Below are 22,630 nucleotides of genomic sequence, written 5' to 3' on the forward strand. Positions count from 1 at the left end.
GGGCGGGCACGAGCCAGGACGACCCTCAGACGTCGGACACCGAGTCGAACGAGACCTCGTCCCGCGCGACCCCTTGCGCGTCCGCGTCGACCGACCGCCGCAACGCCTCGTGCAACTTCGCCGGGGTCAGCACCCCCAGGAACCGGGCCCCGTCGATCACCGCCACCCAGCCCGCGTCGTGCTGGAGCATCACCCCGAACGCCTGCTTCAGCGGGGCACCCACCGGCACCCACGCGTTCATCCGGTGCGCCAGGTCCCCGACCGTCGCGCCGGGCCCCGCCAGCGCCAGCTCGTCCACGCCGACCCAGCCGTGCAGATCCCCGTCCGTGTCCAGCACCACACCCCAGCGGGCGTCCTCGCCGCGCAGCCGCCCGGCGGCCCGCCCGGCCGGTTCACCGGTGCGGACGACCACGGGCTGCTCCAGGTCGTCCGGTTCGATCGCCGTCACCGACAGCCGCTTCAGACCCCGGTCCGCGCCCACGAACTCCGCGACGTACGGGGTGGCGGGGGTCCCGAGGACCGCGCCCGGGGTGTCGAACTGCTCGATGCGGCCCTGCCCGTACACCGCGATGCGGTCACCGAGCCGGACCGCCTCCTCGATGTCGTGCGTGACCAGCAGCACCGTCTTGCGCACGGCGTCCTGCATCCGCAGGAACTCGTCCTGCAACTGCTCCCGCACCACGGGGTCCACCGCGCCGAACGGCTCGTCCATCAGCAGCACCGGCGGGTCGGCGGCCAGCGCGCGGGCCACCCCCACCCGCTGCCGCTGGCCGCCGGACAGCTGCTCGGGATAGCGGGAGCCGAACAGCGCGGGGTCCAGGCCCACCAGGTCCAGCAGTTCGGCGGCCCGCTCCCGGGCCCGTGTCCTCTTCCAGCCCATCAGGGTGGGGACGGTCGCCGTGTTGTCGAGGACGGTCCGGTGCGGGAACAGTCCCACCTGCTGGATGACGTACCCGATACGGCGGCGCAGCTTGACCGGGTCGACGGTGGAGATGTCCTCGCCGTCGATCAGGATGCGGCCGGAGGTCGGTTCGATGAGCCGGTTGACCATCATCATCGTGGTCGTCTTGCCGCACCCCGAGGGACCCACCAGGGTCACCAGCTCGCCCTCACGCACCTCGAACGACAGATCGTCCACGGCCGTCGTCCCGTCCGGGTAGCGCTTGCCGACCTGCTCGAACCGGATCATTCCCCCACGCTAACCGGGTCCGTCACCACCCGCACACGCGTGGCCGTCCCCGCTCAGCAGCACCACCTCCAGGGTGCGCGGACCGTGCACCCCCTCCACCCGGTCGAGTTCGATGTCGCTGGTCGCCGACGGACCCGAGATCCAGGTCTGCGGCCGGCGCGGGTCCAGCCGCTCGATCGCCCGCGGCACGGAGCAGACCACCTGGTCCGGCACCCGCACGACGCAGATGTGGTGGTCGGGGATCAGGGTGATCCGGCGGCGGCCCTGTTCCGGCCCGCCGTCCAGGACGATCGTGCCGGTCTCGGCGATCGCCAGCGCGCAGCCCGTGACGACGCTCCCCACCCGGTCCAGCCTGCGCGCGGTGACCGCCGCCCGGTCGTGGACACGGACCGGATCGGCCGCCGACAGCCAGTACGGCGGCAGCGCGGGCGGCACCAGCATCTCGTCGGGGCCCTGTTCGGACAGCAGCCGCATCAGCAGTTCCGGCAGCCCCTCGTCGTCCGTCCGGTGGACGAGCGCCCGGTACTCCGTCAGACGCGCGGCGAGCAGGTCCACGGACTCTTCAGGGGTGCGCTCGCCATGGACGCGCAGATAGTCCCGTACCCCGTCGTAGGCGACAGGGCCGTCCGGCCCGGGGGAGGCGCCGGACCCGCCCGCGAGCGCCCGCCGGACCCGGCCGAGGACGACCTCCCTGCCGTTCACGACCGCTCCTCCCGCCCGCTTCCGCCCGCGCTGTCGCGGCCGCCCGAGGTACGCCGCCACCAGTCGCGGAACGACTCCTCGGGCACCTCCGGCAGATCACGGTCCGCGCTCCACGCCCGGCCCGGACCCGGCAGCCTGCGCGGATGCAGCCGCCGGGTCCGGGAGAGCAGCCGCTGACCGGCGGCCAGCGCCGTGGGACGGGTGAACACCCAGCCCGCCGCGCGCATCGCGGCCCGCTGCGCCGCGTGCCCCCGCGCGGGCCGCAGCACGACCCGGGTGCCCCGACGCACCGCCGGACCGCCCTCGACCACGCGTTCACGCAGCCGTACCAGCACCTCCGGGATGTCGATCGCGACGGGACACACGTCGTAGCAGGCCCCGCACAGCGACGAGGCGTACGGCAGCGACGCGTCCACGGCGCTCCCGGTGCCCCGCAGCTGCGGGCTGAGGATCGCGCCGATCGGACCCGGGTACACCGACCCGTAGGCGTGACCGCCCGCCCGTTCGTACACCGGGCAGACGTTGAGGCAGGCCGAACAGCGGATGCAGCGCAGCGCCTGACGGCCCACCTCGTCGGCGAGGGTGTCGGTGCGGCCGTTGTCGAGCAGCACCAGATGGAACGCGGACGGCCCGTCGGTGTCCGTCACCCCGGTCCACATCGAGGTGTACGGGTTCATCCGCTCGGCAGTCGACGAGCGGGGCAGGGTCTGGAGGAACACCTCCAGGTCCCGCCAGGCCGGTACCACCTTCTCGATGCCGACCACCGAGATCAGCGTCTCGGGCAGGGTCAGACACATCCGGCCGTTGCCCTCCGACTCCACGACGACCATGGTTCCCGTCTCCGCGACCATGAAGTTCGCCCCGGACACCCCCACCTTCGCCCGCAGGAACTTCTCCCGCAGATGCAGCCGGGCCGCCTCCGCCAGCTCGGCGGGCGCGTCCGTCAGCCCGTCCGGCGCGGGACGCCCCCAGTCGCCCATCGCGGACACGAGGACGTCCCGGATCTCCGCCCGGTTGAGATGGATCGCGGGGACGAGGATGTGCGAGGGCCGGTCGTCGGCGAGCTGCACGATCAGCTCGGCCAGATCCGTCTCGTAGGCGCGGATGCCCTCGGCCGCCAGCGCCTCGTTCAGCCCGATCTCCTGGGTCGCCATCGACTTGACCTTCACGACCTCGCGTTCACCGGTCGCCTTCACCAGCGCGGTGACGATCCGGTTGGCGTCGGCGGCGTCGGCGGCCCAGTGCACGGTCCCGCCCGCCGCCGTCACCGACTCCTCCAGCCGGAGCAGATAGTGGTCGAGATGGCGCAGGGTGTGGTCCTTGATCTGCTTCCCCGCCTCCCGCAGCCGCGCCCAGTCGGAGAGTTCCGCCACGGCGCGGGCACGTTTGTCGCGGATGGTGTGGGTGGCGTGCCGTAGGTTGCCGCGCAGGGTCGTGTCCCGCAGGGCGTCCCGCGCGGCGTCCGGGAACGCGGGCATCCCGAGGGGGGTGGCGCTCATCGCCGTACCTCTTCCCGGGTGCTCGCCAGGATCTCCGCGATATGGACCGGCCGCATCCGTGACCCCTGTCTGCCGAGCAGCCCGCCGAGATGCAGCAGACACGAGTTGTCGGCGGCGCACAGCACCTCGGCGCCGGTGCCCTCCGCGCTGCGTACCTTGTCGGTGCCCATGGCCACCGACACCCCGGGGTTCTTCACCGCGAACGTGCCGCCGAACCCGCAGCACTCCTCGGCGCCCGGCAGCTCCACCAGCTCCAGCCCCCGGACCGCGCGCAGCAGCCGCAGCGGCCGGTCCCCGAGCCGCAGCGAACGCAGCCCGTGACACGTCGGGTGGTACGTCACGGTATGCGGGTACCAGGCACCCACGTCCGTCACCCCCAGTACGTCGACCAGGAACTCCGTCAGCTCGTACGTCTTGTCCGCGAGCGGTGCCAGGGCCGTCGCGAGAGCGTCGCCCCGGCCCTCCGCGCGGGCCCGCTCACCCAGCCGCGGATACATCTCCCGCACCATCGCCGCGCAGGACCCGGACGGGGTGACGACCGCGTCGTGGTCGCGGAACACCTCCGCGAGACGCCGGGCGATCGGCTCGGTCCCGCGCCGGTACCCGGTGTTGTACTGGGGCTGCCCGCAGCAGGTCTGCCCCAGGGGGAAGTCCACGTCCACCCCCAGCCCGGCCAGCAGTTTCACCACGGCCCGCCCGGTGCCCGGGTAGAGCGTGTCGTTGACGCAGGTCAGGAACAGGGCGACACGCATCGCGGGTTCCTCCTTCGGCGATCACCGGACGGTCCGCACCCTACGCCGACCCGCCCCGCCGGGGGAGAGCCCCGGCCCCGGGCCGTACCGGCCGTCCGGACCGGGGCCCCGAGGCGGCATAACCTGACACGCTCGGGCCCGACACGGGCCGCCGCGCGGCAGGACGGGAGCACCGGGCATCCATGGTCGGCATCAAGGACGTGGCCAGAGCGGCCGGAGTGTCCGTGGGGACCGTGTCGAATGTGATCAACCGTCCCGACCTGGTCTCCGAGGAGACCAGGAACCGGGTCCGGTCCGTCATCGAGGAGCTCGGTTTCGTCCGCAGCGAGTCCGCCCGCCAGCTGCGGGCCGGACGCAGCCGGATGATGGCGCTGCTGGTCCTGGACCTGGGCAACCCGTTCTTCGTGGACGTGGCGCGGGGCGCCGAACGCGCGGCGCGGGCCGCCGGGCTCGGGGTGATGGTCTGCGACAGCGCGCAGAGCGCCGCCGAGGAGGCCGAGTACCTGGGGCTGTTCGCGGAGCAGCGGGTGCGCGGGGTGCTGCTGACCCCGGCGGACGCCACCGGCGCCAACATCGCGGCGTTCCGGCGCCACGGCATCCCGTTCGTCCTGGTCGACCGGGTCTCCGAGGGCACCACGGAGTGCTCGGTGTCCGTGGACCATGTGGCCGGGGCGGCGCTCGCCGTACGCCATCTGACCGGGGCCGGGCACCGGCACATCGCGTACGTCAGCGGTCCGCAGGAACTGCACCAGGTCCGCGACCGCCGGGAGGGCGCCCGGCTGGCGCTCACCGAGGCCGGTCTGTCCCCGGACGCGCTGCGGGAACTGCCCACCCAGCGGCTGGACGTGGCGGCGGGCCGGGACGCCGGTGCCCGGCTGCTGGCTCTCGCGGAGCGGCCCACGGCGGTGTTCTGCGCCAACGACCTGCTGGCCCTCGGGGTCCTCCAGGCGGTGTTCGCGGCGGGCACCCGGGTCCCTGGCGAACTGGCGATCGTCGGCTACGACGACATCGAGTTCGCGTCGGCCGCGGCCGTCCCCCTGACCTCGGTACGCCAGCCCGCCGCCGAGATGGGCGCGCTCGCCGCGGGACTGCTGCTGGAGGAGACGGACTCCTCGGCGTCCCACCGGCACCGCCGGGTGGTGCTCCCGCCGGAACTGGTGGTCCGCGACTCCACCCGGGGGCCGGTGTAGCGGCGTCCCGTCCGGACCGGGCGGAACACGGGAACCGGGGCGCGCGAGCCCCGGCCGGACCGGACGAAAGGCCGCCCGGCGGCCCCGGAGCCCCGGTGCGCCCCGGGCGGCGGGACGTACCGGCCCCTGTGGTCAACTGGGCGCACAAGCCCCCATACCGATCACCGCAGGAGGACCCCGTGCCGCTTTCCTACCGCCAGCCGGGCGTCGTTTTCACGGACCACCACTTCTCGGTCCCGCTGGACCACGACGCCCCCTCCGGTGAGCAGATCGAACTCTTCGCCCGGGAGGCCGTGGCGCCGGGCAAGGACCCGGAGCAACTGCCGTGGCTGGTCTACCTCCAGGGCGGCCCCGGCTTCGGCGCCAACCGCTTCGCGGGCAGCGGCGCGTGGCTGCCCCGGGCGCTGAAGGAGTTCCGGGTCCTGCTGCTCGACCAGCGCGGTACGGGCCGCTCCACCCCGGCGACCCGGCAGACGCTGCCCCTGCGCGGCGGCCCCCGCGAACAGGCCGACCATCTGGCGCTGCTGCGCTCGGACTCGATCGTCCGCGACTGCGAGGCCATCCGCCCGGCCCTCACCGGCGGCGCCCCCTGGACCGTCCTGGGCCAGAGCTTCGGCGGCTTCTGCGCCACCCGCTATCTGTCGTCCGCGCCCGAGGGGCTGGCCGCCGCCCTGATCACCGGCGGTCTGCCGTCGCTCGACGGTCACGCCGACGACGTGTACCGGGCGGCGTACCCCCGTATCGCGCGCAAGGTCGCCGCGCACTACGCCCGCTACCCGATGGACGTCGAGCGGGCCTGGCGGATCGCCGCGCATCTGCGGGAGCACGAGGTCGTCACGGACGGCGGCTACCGCCTCACCGTGGAGGCGTTCCAGTCGCTCGGCATCCTCCTCGGCGGCGGGGACGGCAGCCACCGGCTGCACTATCTGCTGGAGAACGCCTTCGTCCGCACCCCGTCGGGCCCCGCGCTCGCGGACGCCTTCCTCGCGGAGGTCCACGGACTCCTGTCGCACGCCGGGCACCCGCTGTACGCGCTCGTGCACGAGTCCATCTACGCCCAGGACCACCGTCCGACCGCGTGGTCGGCCGAGCGGGTCCGTGCCGAGTTCCCGGCCTTCGACGCGGAGCGCGCCCTGACCGGCGACGGCCCGCTGCTGTTCACCGGCGAGACGGTGCACCCGTGGATGTTCGACGCGGACCCCGCGCTGCGCCCGCTGCGCGAGGCCGCCGACCTGCTGGCCGACCGCACCGACTGGGCCCCGCTGTACGACGCCGACAGCCTCGCCCGCAACGAGGTGCCGGTCGCCGCGGCCGTCTACCACGACGACATGTACGTGGACACCGCGCACTCCCTCGCCACGGCGGGGACCGTACGGGGGCTGCGCACCTGGGTGACCGACGAGTTCGAGCACGACGGGGTGCGGGTCGGGGGCGACCGGGTCCTGGACCGACTGCTCGCACTGGTCCGCGACGAGGTCTGAGCCCGCCCGCCCCGCCCTTCGACGGCCCCGGCCTCCCTGCCCTTCGGCGGCCCGGCCTCCCCGGTCCGGAGGGGGCCGGGACCCCCGTGGCGGCGGGGGTGCGCGGGGTGCCGTCCGGAGCGGACCGCCGTGACGGTTCGTCAGGGTGGCCGCGCTGCGTCGCAGGTCGGTCCGCCGGGGGTTCCCGAAGAGGCGCCGGAAACCCCTTCCGAGGACAAAACTGCTGGTCCAGACCACATCGGCGGTGCGTCACGGGTAGGACACGAAGCGTTGGGCTCTAGTGCCGCGCGGTCCATTCCCCTCAAGAATGTCCTTCCACAGCACCGTTATCGTGGGGGCACCGTCATGCGCACCAGGTCCGCTCTTCTCACCATCGCCACTCTGTCGGCGGCACTCGTCGCCTGTGGCACCGAAGGCGGGGGGACCGTCGAGAGCGGATCCAGCACCGCCGCCCAGGCCGGGAGCTCGGCGCCGGCCGGCACCACCAAGGCGTCGCTTCCCGTGCCCGGTCCGGACGGCAGGTACGAGCAGACCTGGAAGCGGGCCACCGCGGACACCACCTGCGACCAGTTCCGCCAGCAGATGACCCCCGAGGAGCGCTGGGTGATGGCCGCCGAGGTCCTCACCGACGAACGCGGAGACGGCGCCGAGGCGCCCGCGCAACAGGAGATCAGCCGCTTCGAGACCGATCTCAATGTCGCCTGTCAGGACACCTCGACCGCCGAGAGCGTGATGACCGAGGTCGGCTCCACGCTCTATCTGCTGGACCAGACCTACAAGCCCTGACGGTCGGTGCCGCGCCCCCGGGTACGCCCCGGCGCGCACGAACCCGTGCGGCCGTCCCCACCGGCCGCGCGGACCCGCGGCCCCCGCGTCTCCCGGTCCGCTCCCCGGCGGGCCGGGCACCGCGTCATTTGACAAATCTCCTTGCCGAAACTGCACTGAACCCGTGACCGATGACCAGCGCCCCGAGCCCGCCCAGGACGAGGACCGTACCGGCGACGTACTGGCGGGGGTCGGGCCCCGGCTGCGCACCCTGCGCAAGGAACGCGGATCGACCCTCGCGGAACTGTCCGCCGCGACGGGCATCAGCGTGAGCACGCTGTCCCGGCTGGAGTCCGGGCAGCGCAAGCCCAGTCTGGAACTGCTGCTGCCCATCGCCCGCGCGCACCAGGTCCCGCTGGACGAACTCGTCGGCGCCCCGCCCGTCGGCGACCCCCGCATCCGGGCCAAGCCCATCCACCGCGGCGGCCGCACCATGTTCCCGCTGACCCGTCAGCCCGGCGGCCTCCAGGCGTACAAGGTCGTCGAACCGGCCCGCTCCCCGGACCCCGAGCCGCGCACCCACGAGGGCTACGAATGGCTGTACGTGCTGTCCGGGCGGCTGCGGCTGGTGCTCGGTGAGCACGATGTGGTGCTCACCGCCGGGGAGGCCGCCGAGTTCGACACCCGGCTGCCGCACTGGTTCGGTTCCACGGGCGAGGGTCCGGTGGAGTTCCTGAGCCTGTTCGGACCGCAGGGCGAGCGGATGCACGTACGCGCCAGGCCCACCCGCCCCCGCGCCGACACCGACCCCGACGACTGACCCGGACGACTGACCCGGACGGCCGACCCGGACGGCCGAGCCCACGGTCGCGACCGGCCTCTTCCGTGCCCGCGCCCCACCCGGTCCACCGGCTGTGAGTTCCCCCACACGCCCGCCGTCACCAGCGGGAACCTTCCCGGCGCACCGGCCCGCCACGGCCCTCCGGCCGCCCCGGAGGGCAGCCCGTCGTACGGGACCCACTCCTGACACGCCCATTACCTGGTGCATAATGCACAACTGCGAACGAGTGGCAACAACTTCTGATCTTCAACGACTCAGAGAACCTTTAGGGGTGGAGCGGCATGAGGGCCCGATCGATACGTGGTACGGGCACCGTGGCGGTCGTCGCCGCGATAGCGGTGGCCGCGACGGCCTGTTCGGCACCCGGCGGCGGCGACAGCGGGAACGCGGACTCCGCGGTCGTCGGCATCGGCTACGAACCCGAGAGCCTGAGCCCCTTGCTCGGCTTCGGCAAGGACGGCAACTCCAAGATCTTCGACGGACTGCTGACGCACGACGCGCAGATGAACCTGCGCCCCGCGCTCGCCGCCGAACTCCCGAAGGTCGGCGACGACGGCCTCACCTACACGTACCCCCTCCGCGAGGGCGTGAAGTTCAGCGACGGCAAGCCGTTCACCGCCAAGGACGTCGTCTTCACCTACCGCACCATCCTCGACGCGAAGACGAACAACGCGTCCAAGGGCGAACTCGACGCCCTGAAGACCGTCACCGCCGAGGGCGACCACTCCGTGGTGTTCCGCCTCAAGTACCCCTACGCGCCCTTCGCCGAGCGGACCGTCCTGCCCATCGCCCCCGAGCACGTCGCGGGCGGCCAGGACGTCAACACCGGCGCCTTCACCACCAAGCCCATCGGCACCGGCCCCTACAAGCTGGTCAGCTGGTCCAAGGGCGAGAAGCTCGTCTTCGAGGCGAACCCCGGGCACTGGGGCGACGCCCCGAAGGTCAAGAACTTCACCATGGCCGTCATCAAGGACGACGACGTACGCGCCACCCGGCTGCGCTCCGGTGACCTCGACAGCGCGATCCTCCCGCCGAACCTCGCGGAGACCTTCGCCAAGGACAAGGACCGCAAGACCCACGCGGCCAAGACCTTCGACTACCGCGTCGTCACCCTCCCCACCGGCAACAAGGTCGCCGGGGACACCGCCGTACGCCGCGCCCTCGACATCGCCGTCGACCGGGGCGCCATGGTCGACTCGATCCTCAACGGCGCGGGCAAGGAGGCGTACGGCCCCGTCCCCACCGACAGCGAGTGGTTCACCGAGGGCACCGAGCGCGCCCACGACCTCGACCGGGCGAAGAAGATCCTCGACGACGCCGGATGGAAGCCCGGCTCCGACGGCGTCCGTGAGAAGGACGGCGTCCGCGCCTCCTTCCCGCTCTGGTACGTCTCCGGCGACAAGCTCCGCCAGGACCACGCCCTCGCCTACGCCTCCGACGCCAAGAAGGCCGGCGTCGAGATCAAGGTCCAGGCCGGCACCTGGGAGGTCATCGAGCCCCGGATGCCCAAGGACGCCGTCCTCGCGGGCGGCGGCTCCCCGGCCGACCCCGACTTCGACCAGTACACCCTGCTGAAGTCCGACCTCGCGGGCGACGGCTTCAACAACATGGCCTGGTACGACAACCCGGCCGTCGACAAGGCCCTCGACAACGCCCGGCGCAGCGGCGACAAGGCCGAACGCGCCGCCGCCTACGACACCGTCCAGCGCGAACTGGTGAAGAACCCCGGCTACACCTTCCTCACCCACATCGACCACCTGTACGTCGTCGACGACCGCTACGGCACCCTCACCACCCAGGTCGAGCCGCACGACCACGGCCTCGCCTCCGGGCCCTGGTGGAACGTCGAGGACTGGCAGCCCGCCAAGTGAGGAAAGCCGCCGCCGGCGGCCCCCGCACCGGACGGGGGCTGCCCTGGGGACCCATGGCCCGGCTCGCGGGACGCCGGGCGCTGTTCGCCGTGCCCATCCTGCTCGCGGTGACCTTCGGCGTCTTCGCGATCGCCGCCGCCTCCCCCTTCGACCCGGTCAAGGCGTACGCGGGCACCGCCGGACTCACCGCCTCGCAGGAGAACCTCGACCAGCTCCGCGCCAACCTCGGCGCCGACCGCCCCTTCACCGCCCGCTGGTGGGACTGGCTCACCGCCGCCGTCGGCGGTGATCTCGGGGACTCCTCCGTGATGCGCCAGCCCGTCGCCGACGTCATCACCGAACGCATCGGCTGGTCCGTCCTCCTCGCCACCACCGCGTTCGCCCTGGCGATCCTGCTCGGCACCCTCCTCGGCGTCCTCGCCGCCCGCCGCCGCGGCGGGATCGTCGACCGCGCGGTCACCTCCCTCGCGTACACCCTGGAAGCCGCCCCGCCGTTCTGGCTCGGCCTGCTCGCCGTCTGGCTGTTCGCCCTCAAACTCGGGGTGCTCCCGGCCGGCGGGCTCACCGACACCGGCAGCAGCGTCATCACCGCCGGACAGGTCGCGAGCCATCTGATCCTGCCCGCCGCCGTCCTCGGGATCTCCCAGCTGCCCTGGTTCGCGCTCTACGTACGCCAGGGCGTCGGCGACGCCCTCGACGAGGACCCCGTACGCGGCGCCCGCGCCCGCGGCCTCGCCCCCCGGACCGTCCTCGTCGGCCACGCCCTGCGCTCCGGGATGCTGCCCGTGCTGACCCTCGTCGGCTCCCGCGTCCCCGAACTCATCACCGGCGCCCTCCTCGTGGAGACCGTCTTCAGCTGGCCCGGCATCGCCGCCGCCACCGTCGAGGCCGCCACCTCCGTCGACTTCCCGCTGCTCGCCGCGCTCACCGTCCTCGCCACCGCCGCCGTCCTGCTCGGCAACCTGCTCGCCGACCTGCTGTACGGACTCGCCGACCCGAGAGTGGGCTTCGATGGCTGACACCACCCTCTGGACCTCCCGCGGCGGTACCCGCCGCTCCACCCGCACCTGGCGCATACGGTCCTCCGCCGTCGTCGTCGCGGTCGTCGTGATCGCGGTCCTCCTCGTCCCGCCGCTCGTCCAGCTGGACGAACAGGCCGTGAACCTCGCGGCGAAACTCCAGCCCCCGTCCTGGGAGCACCCCTTCGGCACCGACGACGTCGGGCGCGACCTGCTGCTGCGCTGCGTCTACGGACTGCGGGTCTCCCTGCTCGTCGGCCTGGTCGCCGCGGTCGTCGCCACCGTCATCGGCACCGCCGTGGGCACCGCCGCCGCCGTGTTCGGCGGCTGGGTCGACCGGCTCGTCATGCGCCTCGTCGACGCCTTCGCGTCCGTCCCGCATCTGCTGCTCGGCATCTTCATCGTCGCGATGTTCCGCCCCGGGGTCTGGCCCGTCGTCTTCTCCGTCGCCCTCACCCACTGGCTGTCCACCGCCCGGATCGTCCGCGCCGAAGTGCTGTCGCTGCGCTCCCGCCCCTATATCGACGCCGCGATATCCGGCGGCGCCTCACGCCGCCGGGTCGCCGTACGCCACCTGGTGCCCGGCGTCCTGCCGCAGGCCGGACTCGCCGCCGTGCTGATGGTGCCGCACGCCATCTGGCACGAGTCCGCGCTGTCCTTCCTCGGCCTCGGCCTGCCCACCCACCAGGCCAGCCTCGGCACCCTGGTGCAGAGCGCCCGCGGCTCCCTCCTCGCGGGCGACTGGTGGCCCACCCTCTTCCCCGGGCTCTTCATCATCGTCCCGACCCTCGCCGTCGCCGGACTCGCCGGAGCCTGGCGCGAACGCCTCAACCCACGACGCCGATCGGAGCTGATGCTGTGAGCAGCGCAACGCGCGGCGCACCGGACCGCCCGGCCGCCCCCGGCACGGAAGCCGCCCGCTCGCGGGCTCCTCGTACGGCAGCCGACGGGCCGCGCGGTCCGGTGCCCGGCACGGCACCCGGCGCCGAGTCACCCGTGCTGTCCGTCCGGGGGCTGTCCGTCCGGTTCCGGATGCGGGGCACCACCTACGTCAGCGCCGTCACCGACGCCGGATTCGACCTCGCGCGCGGTGAGTGCCTCGCCCTCGTCGGGGAGAGCGGCTGCGGCAAGTCCGTCCTCGCCTCCGCGCTGCTCGGACTGCTCCCCGCCAACGCCCAGACCGCGGGCTCCGCCGTCCTCGCCGACGGCACCGACCTGCTCACCGCCGACGAGGCAACCCTGGCCCGGAGCGTACGGGGCCGCCGCGTCGCCCTCGTCCCGCAGAGCCCCGCCGCCCACCTCACCCCCGTCCGCACGGTCCGCTCCCAGCTGGAGGAGACCCTCCGCGAGGTCACCGCCACCCGGCGGCCCGAGCTGCGCGCCGCCGCCGAGGCCGCCGCCGAACGCGCCGCGTTCCCCGCCGACCACCTCGACCGCTACCCCCATGAACTCTCCGGCGGCCTCGCCCAGCGCGCCGCCACCGCCCTCGCGCTCGTCGGGAACGCCCCGCTGCTGCTCGCCGACGAACCCACCACCGGCCTCGACCGCCCGCTGGTCGACCGGACCGTCGACGAACTGCGCCGCCACACCGGCGAGGACCGCGCCCTGCTCCTCATCACCCATGACCTCGCCGCCGCGGAACGCGTCGCGGACCGGGTCGCCGTGATGTACGCGGGCCGGATCGTGGAGATCCAGGACGCGCCCGGCTTCTTCGGCGCGCGCGGGCCCCGCCACCCCTACGCCCACGGGCTGCTGAACGCCCTGCCCGAACGGGCCTTCACCGCCATCCCCGGGATGCCGCCGGAGCTGTCCGCGCTGCCTGGGGGCTGCGCCTTCGCCGAACGCTGCGACCGGGCCACCGGGCTCTGCGGGACGCTGCCCGTGTTCGACGGGGTCGCCTGTCACCATCCCCTGCCCCGGCAGGCCACCGCCCGGGAGGTCAGCGGTGCTTGAACTCCGTTCCGTCACCGCCGGATACGACCGCCGTGCCCCCGTGGTCCGGGGGATGGGTCTCACCATCGAGGCGGGCGGCTCCGTCGGCCTGCTCGGTCCCAGCGGCTGCGGCAAGTCGACCCTCGCGCGGGTCGCCGCGCTGCTGCACCGGCCCTTCGCGGGCGAGGTGATCCTCGACGGGGTGCCCGTCGCGGGCTGGCGTCACCACGCGCCGCGGGCCCAGCGCACCGCGATCGGTGTGGTCTTCCAGCAGCCCCGGCTGTCCGCCGACCCCCGGCTGCGGATCGCCGACATCATCGCGGAACCCCTGCGGGCGACCGGCCGCGGCGCCGAGGCGCGGTCCCGGACCGAGGAACTGGCCCAGGCCGTCGGGCTCGGCGGTGACCTGCTCGGACGGCGGCCCCATGAGGTGAGCGACGGGCAGTTGCAGCGGGCCTGTGTCGCGCGGGCGCTGGTGCTGCGGCCGCGGTTGCTCATCTGCGACGAGATGACGGCGATGCTCGACGCGTCGACGACCGCGGCGCTCGTCGGGGTGGTCGAGGAGTACCGGGCGCGGAGCGGGGCGGCGCTGCTTGCCGTCGGGCACGACCGGGTGCTGCTGGAACGCTGGTGCGCACGTACGGTCGCGTGGCCGGACCTCACGGCGCCGTCCCCGCGGTGACGGGCCGCCCTCGGCCCGCGCCCCTGGGTTCCCCCACCTGAGCGTACTTGTCCCTGCGGGCGCCGGACGGGGGTGCGCAGTTCCTCGCGCCCCTGGGTCTGCTGTGCTGGGTGTACTTGTTCCTGCGCGGGTCGGACGGGGGTGCGCAGTTCCCCGCGCCCCTGGGTCTGCTGTGCTGGGTGTACTTGTTCCTGCGCGGGCTGGACGGGGGTGCGCAGTTCCTCGCGCCCCTGGGCTTGCTGCCGTCGGGACAGTTACCGCTTCCGGACGGTGTAGGTCAGGTGCGTCACCCTCAGGGAGGGCTCCGCGCGGACCTGTTCCAGGGCCACGCGCCCGGCGTCCACGCCCTCGAACAGGCGGATTCCGGAGCCGAACAGCACGGGTGAGAGCGCGATCGAGAACTCGTCGATCAGGCCGGCGTTCACGTACTCCAGGATCGTTGCGCCGCCGCCCGAGATGCGGACGTCCCGGTCGCCGGCGGCCTCGCGGGCCTGGTCGAGGGCGGACTCGATGCCGTCGTTGACGAAGTGGAAGGTGGTCCCTCCGGGCCGCTCCCAGGGGTCACGCTTCTCGTGCGTCACGACGAAGACCGGCGTGTGGAACGGCGCCTCCTCCGGCCACATCCGCTCGCCGGCATCGAACATGCGCTTGCCCATCACGCTCGCGCCGGTGCGCTCGAACGTCTCCCGCACGATGTCGTTGTCACGCCCCTCCTTGCCGCCCTCGCCCAGCTTCAGGTTCTCCCGGAAGAACCGCAGCGGGAAGATCCACCGCTGGAGCTCCACCCACTGCTGCCCCATCAATTCCTCGGAGGACTCGGGCGCGATGAAACCGTCCAGCGACATCGACACACTGAAGAACACCTTCCCGGCCATCAGCCCTCAACCCCCTTCCGAGCGATCTCGGTGACGTACGCGGCCAGGTTGCTCAGAGTCTGCCGGCCGCTCTCGATCGCGTGGTACTTCTCGACCGCCTCGTCGCGCTGCTCCTTGGTGGGGAACACCGCGTGCATCTCGATCCGGGTCGCCGCACCGTCGGGCGTGAACGTCAGGACCGACTCGAAGGCGTTCGGGTCGTCGCGGCGCTCACCGTGAAGCATCGCGATCCGTTCCGGCGGGGCGAGCTCGGTCCAGGTGATCCACTCGCTGTAGTCCGTCCCGTCCGGTCCGTGCATCACGAAGTCCCACTCTCCGCCGACGCGGAACTCGAACGCCCGCGTGGTGGTGGTGAACCCTTCCGGTCCCCACCACCGCGACAGGTGCCGCACCTCGGTGAACGCCTCGAACACCAGCTCCCGTGGGGCGTCGATGATCCGGGAGACGACGATCTCGCGGTCGGCTGTCGCCGACCGCGCCGGCGTTCCTTGTTCTTTCGTGCTCATCAGCTACTCCGCATTCCTTGTCTGCTTCAGGTCCTGCACGTAGGCGTCCAGTCGGTCGAAGCTCTCGTTCCAGAACTGCTCGAAACCGCCGGTCCACTCATGGACGGGCCGCAGCCCGTCGGCGTCAAGGCCGTACAGGCGCTGCTTGCCTGCCTTGCGGTCGTGCACCAGCCCGACCTCCCGGAGCACCCGCAGGTGTTTGGACGCTCCCGGCTGGGTGATCCCCAACTCCTGGGCCAACTCGGTCACCGACCGCTCACCCGCCCGCAGCAGTACCAGGATCTCCCGGCGCTGCGGCTCGGCGATCGCGTTGAAGACGTCCGACGTCGTCGCTGCTCGTGCCATGGGACAATCGTATGCCGATATCGGCATGCGTCAAGTGGAAAGGAATCAGGCCGGCCGTGCCGGAGCTCACCGAACCGGCCGCCATCGTCGAACAGTCCGGCTGCCCCACCTGTGAAGCGCCCGCGGGAAGCATCCGCCGCACTCGCGGCCGCGAGGTCGCCGCGAAGCAGGGGTCTCGAACGCGAGGCTCAGGTCGAGGTTCGGGATGTCCACAACATCTGGTGGCCGACCGGTTCGGGCCACGCCGGGTCGCTGTCGTCAGCGACGCGGTCCGCTGCGCGGTCGTCCTCGCCGCCGCCGTGGCAGTCATGCTGGCGTCCCCGAGCGTGTGGCTCCTGGTCACGGTCGCGTTGATCTTCGGAGTGGTCGACGCGGTATTCATGCCGGCGGTGGGCGCGCTCCCGCCGCGTATCACGGCACCTGACCAGCTCGCCCGGGTCCAGGGGATGCGCGGATTATCCATCCGGCTGAGCAACGCCGTCGGACCGCTCCTGGCGGGAACCGTACTGGTGATCGGCGGCGCGGCCGGCGCTTTCACAGCCGCTGGAGTCCTCTTCGCTCTCTCGCTCGTCACTCTGCTCACCGTGCGGATCACTCCTTCCGCGGAGGTACCCCAGCGCGCCTCCGCCTGGCGTGAACTGGGCGACGGTCTGCGATACGTCCGTCGGCACCGGATGCTCGCACCGCTGGTCACCGTGATCGGGCTGAGCGAGATGTGCTTCAGCGGTCCCGTCGCCACCGGCCTGGTGCTCCTGGCCGACGAACGCGGCTGGGGCGCCTCGGGCATGGGATGGATCGCGAGCGCGTTCAGCGTCGGAGCCGCGGCCTCAGCGTTGCTGCTCACCGTCTCGACCCGGATACCGCGCGCCGGGCTGGTGATGTGCGGCGCGTTGCTCGCCACCGCTGCGGGAGCGGTCGCCTTGGGGCACGCGGCCTCACTGCCCATCGCCGTCATGTTCGGTTCCTTGATCGGACTGACCAGCGGGTTCACGACCACCCTCACTGGTGCCCTGGTCCAGACGGAGACAGACCCCCGCTACCTCGGACGGGTCGTCTCGGTCACCACTCTGTGCACGCTGGGCCTCGCTCCCGTGCTCTTCCCGGCCGTCGGCATCACGGTGGCCCTGTGGGGAGCGGACATGTTCTTCATCGGATGTGGCGCGATCTGCCTGCTGGCCGCAGCGCTCGGCCTGTCGGTCCCCATGATCCGGCACGCCGAACTCCACCCGTCCAGTTCTGCATCGTCGGCAGGCGGCTGAGGGGACCGGCAGGGTTCGCGTCCAACCGTTCGTCGGCCGATGCCTCACGTCAGGCCCGCACAGGTAGAGGTGCGTCAAGGCGGGGAACCCTAGGGTGCGGGGAACTGCGCGACCCCGGGGAACCTGTACAGGAACAAGTGCGCCCAGCACAGAAGACCCAGGGCGTGGGGAACTGCGCAGCCGACGAGTACCCGCACAGGAACAAGTGCGCCAAGCACAGGAAACCCGGGGGCGTGAGCGACGGGGAGGGGGCGGCGGGATGGAGCGGCGGCGGGTGTTGGCCGGGTTCGGGGGAGGGCTCACCGTCTGGGCGGTCGGGTCCACCGAGGCGCGAGGGCAGGGACGGGCCACCCAGAACCCCGGGCCCTTGCGGCACGCACACGCGCACAACGACTTCGCCCACCCCCGCCCCCTGCACGACGCCCTGGCGCACCGCTTCACCAGCGTCGAGGCCGACGTACACCTCGTGGACGGCCAACTCCTCGTGGCCCACGACCCGGTGGACCTCGACCCCTCCCGCACCCTCGACGCGCTCTACCTCGCACCGCTCGCGGCCCTGGTCCGGGCCCACCACGGCACCGTGTACCGGGGCTCCCGGCTGTCCCTGCAACTCCTCGTCGACCTCAAGACCGAGGGCGTGTCGGCGTACCACGCCCTGGACCGCCGGCTGCGCGCGTACCCCGGGCTCCTCAGCTCGTACCGCGCCGGACGGGTACGACGCGGACCGGTCACCGTGGTGGTCTCGGGGGACCGGGCGGCCCGGGAGCCGATGGCGGCACAGCGGGTCCGGTACGCCTTCCACGACGGCCGCCTCACCGACCTCGGGCCCGCGGTCCGCCCCTCGCTCGTCCCGCTGATCAGCGACAACTGGGGCCGTCACTTCACCTGGCGGGGCGCGGGACCCGTCCCGCCGACCGAGCGCGAGACCCTGCGGAGAGTCACCGCCGAGGCCCGGTCACGGGGCCTGCGGGTGCGGTTCTGGGCCACACCCGACGCACCAGGACCGCAGCGGGAGGCCGTCTGGGACGAACTCCTCGCGGCCGGGGTGGACCACCTCAACACCGACGACCTGGCGGGCCTCGCCGCGTACCTCGACGCACGACAGCAACGCCGTGGCTGAAGCGGTCAGGGGCGCAGCTCCGCGTACACGATCAGGTTGTCCACCGGGTGCCCCTCGGCGTCGAAGTCGCCGTCGCAGGTGATGAGCCGCAGGACCCGCTCGGATGTCGCGCCGTAGACCCGCTCGGTGGGGAACGCCTTCTTGCTGACGGTCTCCGTACTGGTGACGGTGAACCGGGAGGTCCCGCCGGACGCGTCACGGACGTCGATCCGGGCGCCCTCGCGCAGCTGGTGCAGCTTCTCGAAGACCGCGGGGCCGTGCCGGGTGGAGTTATGGCCGATGATCACCGCGGGGCCCGGCTGTCCCGGGGCCGGACGGCCCGTGTACCACCCGGCCGTCATGCCCTGTTCGGCCGGGGGGACTTCGACCGTGCCGTCCTTGTTGAGTCCGAGGGACATCAGCGTGGAGGACACCCCGATCGACGGGATCGTCACCTCGGTGGGAGCGGGTACCTCGTCGCCCCGGGCGGTACGGCCGGGGGAAGGGGTGCCGGACGGCGCTTCGGTGGCGGGGGCCGAACCGGCGGCGGACGAGGTCGGCGCGGAGCGCGTCCCCTCGTCACCGGTACCGGCTCCGCAGGCGGTGAGGGTGCTGGTCAGGGTGACCGCGAGGAGCGCGAGCGCGCCGGCCCGCCGTACGCGGTGGACCGGCCCGAACAGCCGGGCGGGACGGGAGGCGGGCCCTTCGGGGCCCTGCGGGGTGCGGTGGGTCGGCGTCACGGTGCCTCGGGGTCTTCCGGGTCTCGGGAGGGGGACGCGGCGCGTGTCCGGGCCGCGCGGACGGATGACGCGGACGGGTGGCGCCGCACGGAGCGGCGCCACCCGGGCGGATCAGCCGTTGCGGTGCGCCGCGCGGCGGCGCAGCATGATGGTCCCGGCGCCCGCGAGCATCACCCGACCGGCCGCGGAACCGGCGACGGCGGTCGAGCCGCCGCCCTCGGCCGCGACTCGCTCACCGGCGGCGACCCCGCCACGGGGGGCGAGGGAGACCTTCTTGTCGGCCAGCTTGCTGTCGACGACGCGCGGTGCGGGGGTGGCCGTCGGCTCACCGGCGGCGACCCCGCCGCGGGGCGCGAGGGAGATCTTCTTGTCGGCCGGCTTGCCGTCGACGACACGCGGTGCCGGTGTCGAGCCGGCAGCCGCTTCGGGAGCAGGGGCCGAGCGCGGCGGGGTCGTCGCGCCAGCCGCGACGCCGCCGCGCGGGGTCACCGTCACCTTGTCGCCGGGGGCCTCGCGGTCGGGCTGGACGACCTCCGCCTTGGCGGGGGAGTCGGAGTCGGACACGGAGATGCTGCGGTCCGGCGCGCCGTCGGACGCTACGGCCGCGCCGGCCGGGGCGAGCACCCCGCCGATGGCCGCGGTGAGCAGCGTCGCACGACGCAGGATGGAGCGAGAGGACATGACGTGGTTGCCTTTCAGCAGGGACTACGGGTACCCGGGAAGGCCGGTGGTGCCGTCCTCCCGGGTATGCCGCAAGGCTGCCGGGCAGTTGTGAGGAACCTGTCAGCTCACTGTGCTGATCGCATCAGGCCGCGCGCGGCCCCCACCCGCCACCGGCCCACCCGCCACCGCATCACCCCGGCCACCGCTCACCCGCCACCGCTTCACCCGGCCACCGCTTCACCCGGCCACCGGTTCACCCGCCACCGGTTCAACCATCGGCGGGAACGCCCCGACCGTCGGTGTCCGGGCCGGTGGCCCGGTCCCACCGTGCCGCCATGGGAAACCACAGGGTGAAGACCGTACCCACGCCGACGACGCTCGACACGTCGACCGTCCCGCCGTGCGCCTCCATCAGCCGCCGGACGATCGCGAGCCCCAGACCGCTGCCGCCGGTACGCCGGTTGCGGGACTTCTCGGCCCGCCAGAAACGGTCGAAGACATAGGGCAGCTGCTCCGCGGATATCCCTTCCCCGGTGTCCCGGACCTCCACGACCAGATCACCGTCCGGGCCACGGCGGAACGCCCGTACACACACCTCACCACCGGACGGGGTGTGCCGGATCGCGTTGGACACGAGGTTCCCGACGGCCTGCCGCAGCCGGACCGGATCGGCCCACGGGTCCTCGTGGTGAGGGGCCGTCACACTCTTGCCGGGCCCGCAGCCCGGCCCCGTCACGGGGTCCGCCTCCGTCCGCACGGTCAGGGTGACGCCCGCCGCGTCCGCCCGGGTCCGGTGCGCGGCGGCGACCTGGGTCAGCAGCTCCGTGACCCGTACCGGCTCCGGGCTCAGCCGCAGGGCGCCCGCGTCCGCCTCGGCCAGGTCCTGGAGGTCGTCGATGATGTGCTGGAGCTGCACCGCCTCCTCCAGCAGCGACGCCACCAGCGCCTTGTCCAGTTCGGCCACCCCGTCCTGGGCACCCTCCAGCCAGCCCCGGATGGTGCTCAGCGGGGTCCGCAGCTCGTGCGCCACATCGCTGACCATCACCTTGCGCTGCTCCTCCAGCCGGGTGCGGTGCGCCGCCATGTCGTTGAACGCGGCGGCCAGCCGCCCTATCTCGCTGTCGGCGGGTACCCGTACCGGGGTCCAGCGGTCCCCGTCCGTGCCGTCCCGCATCCGGCGGGCCGCACCGGTCAGGGCGTGCAGCGGACGGACCAGCCGGGTGCCCGCGAGGACCGACACCCCGACCGTCAGGGCGAGCACCAGGGCCGCGGCTCCCGCGATCTTCGCCGTGTTGGCGGGCGACAGATCGAAGTTGGATTCGGCGCCGCCGTCCGGGGCGGTGAGGAACAGCAGCGCGGGTTCCGCCACATGGGAGGCGAGCTGCTCCAGCCGGGCGTTCTCCAGACATGTGGCGACCGGACGGTCCCCGCCGTCCGCGCGTGACTTCGCGGCCCGGGACCCGGAGGACCACGTCAGATCCAGGGCCACCTCCACCTCGCTGTGGCCCCGCCGGTCGAGACAGGCGTTGGTGAGGTCGTTGAGCGTGTCCAGCGCCTTGCGCTCGGACGCCGTCGGGGTGGCCAGCGCCTCGGTGCCGCAGTCCAGTTCATCCGTCACATAGACGTCGCGGTCGGCCGTCGTGGACGGCCGCTCGGTCTCCAGCCGGGGACGGCCGCTGGGCCCGGTGACGATGGTGACGGTGAAACCGCGGTCGGTGTAGCAACGGGCCTGCCGCTCGGCGAGCGCCCGCAGCACCCCTCGGTCGGCCGCGGACAGCGCGAACGGCCCCACCGCTCTCGGGTCGATCCGGTCGGCCGCCAGTTCGGCGGCCGTCCGCTCGCCCTGCGGGGAGGGCAGCACCTCGGCGGATCCCGCGATGTCGATCCGAGGGGGGACCCCGGGCCTCGCGGAGGGCACGGGAGCGGGTTCCTTGAACGGCGTCCGGGGGGCCGGCATGGGCCCGCCCCGTTCGCCCTCGCGGACGGGACCCGGGGTCACGGTCGTACGGCTCGTGACGGGGTCCGTGCCCGGACCGCCCGAGGTGAGGCCCGACAGGGCGGTGTCCACGGCCAGTGGGTTGACGACCGCGGAGGGATGCGGGGGCAGTGCGGGCGGGACGGCCCGGTCGCTGGAGTCCGCGAGCGGGCGCCGCTGCTCGTTGGTGGTGAGGGTGACCCGGCGTCCCGTGCGCTCCGCGAGTTCGTCCACGGTCCGCTGGACGCCTTCCCACCCCGCGTGCGTGGCGCCGTAGGCGAGCAGGGTGTCGTAGACCCGCGCGTCGTCCGCGATGGCCCGGCCCTGCTCCTGCTCGATCGCGCCGGAGGTCGTCTGCACGGCGATCCACGCGGTCGCCGCCACCGAACACGCGGCGACCAGCGCCGACACGGCGAGGAACCGGCCCAGCAGGCTCTTGCGCAGCGGCAGCCGTGAGCCGCGCTCCGCCCGGCGCTCCGCCCTTTTGCCGCGCCTTCGTTCACGCCTGGGCATGTCGCCCGGCCCCGCCCGGCCCGCCACGGCCCCGCTCCGGATCGGTGAGCTTGTAGCCGACCCCGAAGACGGTGAGCAGCCGGGCCGGACGGCGCGGGGCCCGCTCTATCTTCTTGCGGAGGTTCATCACATGCACGTCGACCGTGCGGATGCTGATGTACCGGTCGAAGCCGTGGAGTTCCTCCAGCAGCCGCTGCCGGCTGAAGACCCGGTCCGGTTCGGCTGCCATCGCGGCCAGCAGCCGGAACTCGCCCGGTGTGCACTCCACGGCGCCGCCGTCGACATGGACCTCATGGCGGTCCGGGTCGACGACCAGCGCGCCGACGGCCAGGGTCCGGACCGCCGGGGGAGCGGCGGCGGGCACCGGCCGGGCGGTGCGCCGCAGCAGGGTGCGTACCCGGGCCATCAGTTCGCGCGGACTGTACGGCTTGGTCATGTAGTCGTCCGCGCCGAGGTCCAGCCCGAGCAGCAGATCGTCCTCGGTGCTGCGGGCCGTCAGCATCAGCACGGGCACGGTACGGGCCTCGGCCCGCAGCACCCGCACCACGTCCAGGCCGTCCGCCTTCGGCATCATCACGTCGAGCACGATCAGATCCGGTTCCCGCTGCCGGACCCGTTCCAGGACCGCCAGTCCGTCATGGACCAGCGTCACACCGTGGCCCTCTCTTTCGAGATAGCGGCGGACCAGCTCGGCCTGCTTCTCGTCGTCCTCGGCGACCATGACATATGCGC

General features: G+C 73.0%; 21 protein-coding genes and 1 pseudogene. 11 read left to right on the plus strand and 11 right to left on the minus strand.

From position 1 onward, the window contains the following. Positions 1-25: 25 nt before the first annotated feature. The 4 genes from OG711_RS34745 to OG711_RS34760 are packed head-to-tail and all read right to left on the minus strand — an operon-like array spanning position 26 to position 4,142. Entirely contained in the window at positions 26-1,189 is a 1,164-nt protein-coding gene (locus OG711_RS34745) for an ABC transporter ATP-binding protein (RefSeq protein ID WP_073795674.1), read from the minus strand. A gap of 9 nt (positions 1,190-1,198) precedes the next feature. Beyond that, complete coding sequence (locus OG711_RS34750; protein ID WP_329562592.1) at positions 1,199-1,891, minus strand: LutC/YkgG family protein; 693 nt, start codon at positions 1,889-1,891, stop codon at positions 1,199-1,201. Beyond that, on the minus strand, positions 1,888-3,390 hold the full coding sequence (locus OG711_RS34755) for a lactate utilization protein B (protein WP_329562594.1): 1,503 nt from the start codon (positions 3,388-3,390) through the stop codon (positions 1,888-1,890). The genes OG711_RS34750 and OG711_RS34755 overlap by 4 nt, the downstream gene beginning before the upstream one ends. Further along, positions 3,387-4,142, minus strand: coding sequence for a (Fe-S)-binding protein (locus OG711_RS34760; RefSeq protein ID WP_329562596.1), 756 nt, complete (start codon positions 4,140-4,142; stop codon positions 3,387-3,389). The genes OG711_RS34755 and OG711_RS34760 overlap by 4 nt, the downstream gene beginning before the upstream one ends. 182 nt (positions 4,143-4,324) lie before the next feature. Here OG711_RS34760 and OG711_RS34765 point away from each other — a divergent pair, with 182 nt between their 5' ends. The 9 genes from OG711_RS34765 (at position 4,325) to OG711_RS34805 (ending at position 13,923) form a co-directional block, all read left to right on the plus strand. Then, positions 4,325-5,332, plus strand: coding sequence for a LacI family DNA-binding transcriptional regulator (locus tag OG711_RS34765; RefSeq protein ID WP_266512213.1), 1,008 nt, complete (start codon positions 4,325-4,327; stop codon positions 5,330-5,332). 179 nt (positions 5,333-5,511) lie between these two features. After that, the gene (locus tag OG711_RS34770) at positions 5,512-6,813 is read left to right on the plus strand and encodes an alpha/beta fold hydrolase (RefSeq protein ID WP_266512210.1); all 1,302 of its coding nucleotides are present in this window, start codon (positions 5,512-5,514) and stop codon (positions 6,811-6,813) included. Positions 6,814-7,158: 345 nt separating this feature from the next. Next, positions 7,159-7,599 carry a hypothetical protein gene (locus OG711_RS34775; RefSeq protein WP_073795662.1) on the plus strand — a complete coding sequence of 147 codons (441 nt, stop codon included), beginning with the start codon at positions 7,159-7,161 and terminating at the stop codon, positions 7,597-7,599. Between the two features lie 163 nt (positions 7,600-7,762). Beyond that, on the plus strand, positions 7,763-8,398 hold the full coding sequence (locus OG711_RS34780) for a helix-turn-helix domain-containing protein (RefSeq protein ID WP_073795659.1): 636 nt from the start codon (positions 7,763-7,765) through the stop codon (positions 8,396-8,398). Between the two features lie 302 nt (positions 8,399-8,700). Further along, a complete protein-coding gene (locus OG711_RS34785) occupies positions 8,701-10,290 on the plus strand; it encodes an ABC transporter substrate-binding protein (protein ID WP_329562601.1) in 1,590 nt (529 codons plus the stop codon). Positions 10,291-10,343: 53 nt separating this feature from the next. Further along, positions 10,344-11,309 (plus strand): ABC transporter permease, encoded by a 966-nt coding sequence (locus OG711_RS34790; protein WP_073795653.1) that lies wholly within the window; start codon positions 10,344-10,346, stop codon positions 11,307-11,309. After that, a complete protein-coding gene (locus OG711_RS34795; RefSeq protein WP_329562603.1) occupies positions 11,302-12,171 on the plus strand; it encodes an ABC transporter permease in 870 nt (289 codons plus the stop codon). The genes OG711_RS34790 and OG711_RS34795 overlap by 8 nt, the downstream gene beginning before the upstream one ends. Next, entirely contained in the window at positions 12,168-13,262 is a 1,095-nt protein-coding gene (locus OG711_RS34800; RefSeq protein WP_405674407.1) for an ABC transporter ATP-binding protein, read from the plus strand. Before OG711_RS34795 ends, OG711_RS34800 begins: the two co-directional genes overlap by 4 nt. Beyond that, positions 13,255-13,923 carry an ABC transporter ATP-binding protein gene (locus OG711_RS34805; protein WP_329562605.1) on the plus strand — a complete coding sequence of 223 codons (669 nt, stop codon included), beginning with the start codon at positions 13,255-13,257 and terminating at the stop codon, positions 13,921-13,923. Before OG711_RS34800 ends, OG711_RS34805 begins: the two co-directional genes overlap by 8 nt. A 254-nt stretch (positions 13,924-14,177) precedes the next feature. On the opposite strand, the gene OG711_RS34810 is transcribed toward OG711_RS34805, so the two are convergent. From OG711_RS34810 to OG711_RS34820, 3 genes are read right to left on the minus strand one after another with little or no spacing between them, the layout of a single operon-like run. Beyond that, positions 14,178-14,798: a dihydrofolate reductase family protein gene (locus tag OG711_RS34810; RefSeq protein WP_073795645.1), complete on the minus strand. Its 621-nt coding sequence runs from the start codon at positions 14,796-14,798 to the stop codon at positions 14,178-14,180. Beyond that, a complete protein-coding gene (locus OG711_RS34815) occupies positions 14,798-15,304 on the minus strand; it encodes an SRPBCC family protein (protein ID WP_329562607.1) in 507 nt (168 codons plus the stop codon). Before OG711_RS34815 ends, OG711_RS34810 begins: the two co-directional genes overlap by 1 nt. 3 nt (positions 15,305-15,307) lie before the next feature. Beyond that, positions 15,308-15,649 (minus strand): ArsR/SmtB family transcription factor, encoded by a 342-nt coding sequence (locus OG711_RS34820; protein WP_073795640.1) that lies wholly within the window; start codon positions 15,647-15,649, stop codon positions 15,308-15,310. A 218-nt stretch (positions 15,650-15,867) separates the two neighbouring features. On the opposite strand from OG711_RS34820, the pseudogene OG711_RS34825 reads away from it, so the two are divergent. Beyond that, a pseudogene (locus OG711_RS34825) lies at positions 15,868-16,908 on the plus strand (MFS transporter); the annotation flags it as partial. 259 nt (positions 16,909-17,167) lie between these two features. Continuing rightward, on the plus strand, positions 17,168-18,028 hold the full coding sequence (locus OG711_RS34830) for a phosphatidylinositol-specific phospholipase C/glycerophosphodiester phosphodiesterase family protein (protein WP_405674410.1): 861 nt from the start codon (positions 17,168-17,170) through the stop codon (positions 18,026-18,028). A gap of 5 nt (positions 18,029-18,033) precedes the next feature. Here the strand turns inward: OG711_RS34830 and OG711_RS34835 are convergent, their stop codons facing one another. The 4 genes from OG711_RS34835 to OG711_RS34850 form a co-directional block, all read right to left on the minus strand. Then, positions 18,034-18,687 carry a class F sortase gene (locus OG711_RS34835; protein ID WP_266517879.1) on the minus strand — a complete coding sequence of 218 codons (654 nt, stop codon included), beginning with the start codon at positions 18,685-18,687 and terminating at the stop codon, positions 18,034-18,036. A gap of 171 nt (positions 18,688-18,858) precedes the next feature. Next, entirely contained in the window at positions 18,859-19,428 is a 570-nt protein-coding gene (locus tag OG711_RS34840) for a hypothetical protein (RefSeq protein WP_329562610.1), read from the minus strand. 250 nt (positions 19,429-19,678) lie between these two features. After that, positions 19,679-21,898: an ATP-binding protein gene (locus OG711_RS34845; protein ID WP_329562612.1), complete on the minus strand. Its 2,220-nt coding sequence runs from the start codon at positions 21,896-21,898 to the stop codon at positions 19,679-19,681. After that, positions 21,885-22,619, minus strand: coding sequence for a response regulator transcription factor (locus tag OG711_RS34850; protein WP_073789086.1), 735 nt, complete (start codon positions 22,617-22,619; stop codon positions 21,885-21,887). Before OG711_RS34850 ends, OG711_RS34845 begins: the two co-directional genes overlap by 14 nt. Positions 22,620-22,630 lie beyond the last annotated feature (11 nt).

Source organism: Streptomyces uncialis, from assembly GCF_036250755.1.
Classification (GTDB): Bacteria; Actinomycetota; Actinomycetes; order Streptomycetales; family Streptomycetaceae; genus Streptomyces; species Streptomyces uncialis.